Raw genomic sequence first — 3,391 nt, 5'->3', positions numbered from 1 at the left:
ATTTAGATTATTTAGTACTAGATTTACCACCAGGAACAGGTGATGTTGCGTTAGATGTGCACTCAATGTTGCCATCTTGCAAAGAGATTATTGTAACGACGCCTCATCCAACAGCTGCGTTTGTAGCAGCGCGTGCTGGAGCGATGGCATTACGCACTGAACATAGTATTCTCGGTGTTGTTGAGAACATGGCATATTTTGAAAGTAAGGTAACTGGTGAGAAAGAATATGTATTTGGAAGAGGCGGGGGAGATAAGTTGGCTACCGAACTACAAACAAATGTTCTTGGTCGTATTCCGCTGCAACAACCTGATTGGAATAAAGAAGACTTTGCTCCTTCAGTATATGAAGATACACATACAACCGGCATTATTTATAGTAAAATAGCCGAAGTGGTAATTGATAAAACAGCTGTTACACAAAAATAAAGTGAAACTTTAATCAGTGGAGTTCATCTGTTACTGGCAACAATAAGGGTTTTGTTACTAGTAAACTTTACGCTTAACTAGAGGGCCATTTTGTCTGTTAATAGCAAGATAAAGTAATAACGAGTGGACAATTTATACATTGTCCACTCGTTATTATAGTTATTATTTTCACTGTTCTTCCTTCTTCTCGCCTTGAGAACCACCGTCACCGCCTGCTTCTTTCTTATCAGATCCACCTTTTTCAGCCTTTTGTACACCTTTACTAATGATATCAATCATCTTGGATTGGAAGAGTGGACTTTCAGCAGTTTCTGTTAGTACTTGTTGTAGATATTGACGGTATTCTTTACTCTTCATTGTTTGTAACATCATTTTTTCTACTTCAGGATTTTTCATGATTTCTATAACGCCTGCTTGGTATTCAGGGTCTTTTAATAAGGTTTTCATTAATTGGGTTTGTTCTTTCCCCATACTTTTAGCGAACTTCGATGAGAACTCAGGATCTTTAAAGAGCTTTTCCCAGAATTGTTGCCCTTTATCGGATACCATTGCATCTTCAATCGTTTTCTTTACTACTGTTTCATCTAGTATGAGTGCTTGTTTCATTTTTTCATCAGTTAATACATCTTGAATAGCTTTCTTACCTTGATCTGTTTTTAAAATATCAACAATCATTTTCTTTGTTTGATCGTAATCTAGTTCGGATTTCGTTTCTTTTCCTTGTGCGCATGCTACAAGTGCGATAAGTAGAAAAGAAGAAACGAAAATGAATAGTATCCGTTTCATAAGTTGGAACTCCTTTCAGCACAGTTCTCTCTTTTTAATATAAATATCTTTAAGGAATTTATACATGAACATGGCTAGCTTTTTGAAATTGTCATTGATACAATTTAATTAGAAATATAAGGATAATGGGGGATGTGTTGTGAATAGCCGCAAGTGGGTACGACTATTTTTAACGACGTTGTTTCTTGGTGGGATTAGCACAGTTATTATTGGTTTTGTTTTGGAGTGGGACAGGTACAATGAATTTTTTCAAAATTTCGACGTTAAGGAGATTTTAGCGGTATCTTTCTGGTTGATGGGTGTAGGATTTATTTTTAGCGTTATAAGTCAAATGGGATTCTTTGCATATTTAACAATCCATCGTTTTGGACTAGGGATGTTTCGCTCATCGTCTTTATGGAATGCAGTCCAGCTCTTCTTTATTGCATTCGTATTATTTGATTTTGTGTATTTAAGGTCTGTACTTATTGCAAATGGGGAAGTCTCATTGGGGAATAACATACTTGTTGCTGGAATTTTATTTGTGTTTGGAGCAATTGTTGCTTATGTAAAAAGTAAAGAAACAAATAAAAAAGCATTTGTGCCAGCTCTGTTCTTTATGGTTGTTGTAACAATTCTTGAATGGGTACCGGCGCTTCGGATTAATGATACAGATTGGTTATATTTAATGGTTATACCGCTATTGTTATGTAATGCATATCAATTACTTGTATTACATCGTTTAATCGGAAAAACGAGTAAACCTGCTTAATAGAGAGAGGTTTTATACACCGGCAGTTATATTACTGGAAATGGTGTGATTAAAAAAGCTCTACCACCTTCTTGAAAGGTAGTAGAGCTTTTTATACGTGAAGAGTAGTAGGGACGAAGCTATTTCACATCTTCACTTTTCGTACTTGTGTTGGAAATAAGTTGTGATACGGATATTTGCTCATATCCATCACTTTTTAATTTTTGCAGGAGCAGCGGTAAAGCTCTATTTGTTTGAAGGGCAGAATCGGATGCGTGTAATAAGACAATATCTCCACCTTTCAAATTATTAGAGACGGTGGAAACGATGTGGTTTACACCTGGGTTTTTCCAATCGTTTGAATTATTACTCCAATGCACGACGGTGTATCCAAGTGATTCTGCAATTTTAAGGGTTGCCTTGTTAAATTCGCCACTAGGTGGACGTAACAGTTTGACTTGTTTTACACCAAGTTTTGTAAAAACATCTTGTGCTCGTAAAAGGTCTCGTCTTATTTCATTCGTCTCTAGAGAAGTATAAGATGTGTAATTGTAACCCATACTACCGATTTCGTGTCCATCTTTCATGATGCGCTCTACAATATCGGGGTGTCTTTCGGCCCATGCAGCAGAAAGGAAGAAGGTTGCATTCTTAATTTCTCTTTCTTTAAGAGTATCAAGGATTGGAATTGCTTTTTTGTCTCCCCAACTAATATCAAACGTAAATGCAACTTGCTTTTTAGCGGTATCTCCTTTGTAAATTACTTTAGGGCCTGTAGCAGTTGAAAAAGCAGATTCATGTGAATATGTTTTTAAAAAGAGTAGCCATGCTGTAAATAAGGAAAGTATCACTATTAAGCTAATGTGTTTAAAAGTTCTTTTACTCGTAATAAAAAAGAAAAACATAATATTACGCCCCTTTGTCCAATCCTTTTCAGTTACATATATGCTGGAAATATAAAAAAGAGAACAAAGGATTAATATCGTAAGTAGTGGATATAATGAATGATAGGATTGTAATAAGTGAAAATGAGCGGAACGTTTATTGTTACGTAAGGAATTATTGAGGTGATCATTTGCTTGGGCTGATGTTGACAAAAGAAGAGAGAAAAGAGATGGAATACATATTAAAGAGAGAGTTAGAGGAACTTTTATTTGATTTTGAAGATGAGCGTATTCATGAAGTTGTAAAAAAGGCGATGGAAGAAAGATATAAAATCATTTTTTGTTTGTTTCGGAGAGTTGCTAACGCAGAGGAATGTATTCGTTATGTAAGAAAAAGAACTTTTTATTAAAAAGTATTGACGTTAATAGTTTGTATATGGTAAATTAATAAACGTCGCTGATGCGGAAACGCAGAAAACGACAAAAAAGAAATTGAAAAACTTAGTTGACATCGAAAAACGAAGATGTTAACATAAGGAAGTCGCAAATGAGCGACCAAGTAG

Annotated in this window: 5 protein-coding genes; 3 read left to right on the top strand and 2 right to left on the bottom strand. The window is 35.3% G+C overall.

Annotated elements, in window-relative coordinates; all coding sequences use genetic code 11:
* A partial coding sequence (locus MR167_RS31020) for a P-loop NTPase (RefSeq protein ID WP_242316202.1) occupies positions 1-428 on the top strand: 428 nt, incomplete at its 5' end.
* Between the two features lie 168 nt (positions 429-596).
* Here MR167_RS31020 and gerD read toward each other — a convergent pair.
* On the bottom strand, positions 597-1,214 hold the full coding sequence (gene gerD, locus MR167_RS31015; RefSeq protein ID WP_000821601.1) for a spore germination lipoprotein GerD: 618 nt from the start codon (positions 1,212-1,214) through the stop codon (positions 597-599).
* 139 nt (positions 1,215-1,353) lie between these two features.
* Between gerD and kbaA the strand changes: the two genes are divergently transcribed.
* Complete coding sequence (gene kbaA / locus MR167_RS31010) at positions 1,354-1,965, top strand: KinB signaling pathway activation protein KbaA (RefSeq protein WP_001088533.1); 612 nt, start codon at positions 1,354-1,356, stop codon at positions 1,963-1,965.
* 119 nt (positions 1,966-2,084) lie between these two features.
* On the opposite strand, the gene pdaB is transcribed toward kbaA, so the two are convergent.
* Entirely contained in the window at positions 2,085-2,849 is a 765-nt protein-coding gene (gene pdaB, locus MR167_RS31005; protein WP_000464716.1) for a polysaccharide deacetylase family sporulation protein PdaB, read from the bottom strand.
* A 170-nt stretch (positions 2,850-3,019) separates the two neighbouring features.
* Between pdaB and MR167_RS31000 the strand changes: the two genes are divergently transcribed.
* Entirely contained in the window at positions 3,020-3,238 is a 219-nt protein-coding gene (locus MR167_RS31000; RefSeq protein ID WP_000901145.1) for a hypothetical protein, read from the top strand.
* The last annotated feature ends 153 nt before the right edge of the window (positions 3,239-3,391 follow it).

Source organism: Bacillus cereus group sp. BfR-BA-01355 (genome assembly GCF_022663675.1).
Taxonomy (GTDB): Bacteria; Bacillota; Bacilli; order Bacillales; family Bacillaceae_G; genus Bacillus_A; species Bacillus_A thuringiensis_S.
Note: the sequence above shows the minus strand (reverse complement) of the source record. Positions and strands in the feature narration are given on the sequence as shown.

What these genes read in the sequence shown, in the direction of transcription:
- gerD (WP_000821601.1), bottom strand. Translation starts at nt 1,214, where the DNA reads ATGAAACGGATACTATTCATTTTCGTTTCTTCTTTTCTACTTATCGCA.
- pdaB (WP_000464716.1), bottom strand. Translation starts at nt 2,849, where the DNA reads ATGTTTTTCTTTTTTATTACGAGTAAAAGAACTTTTAAACACATTAGC.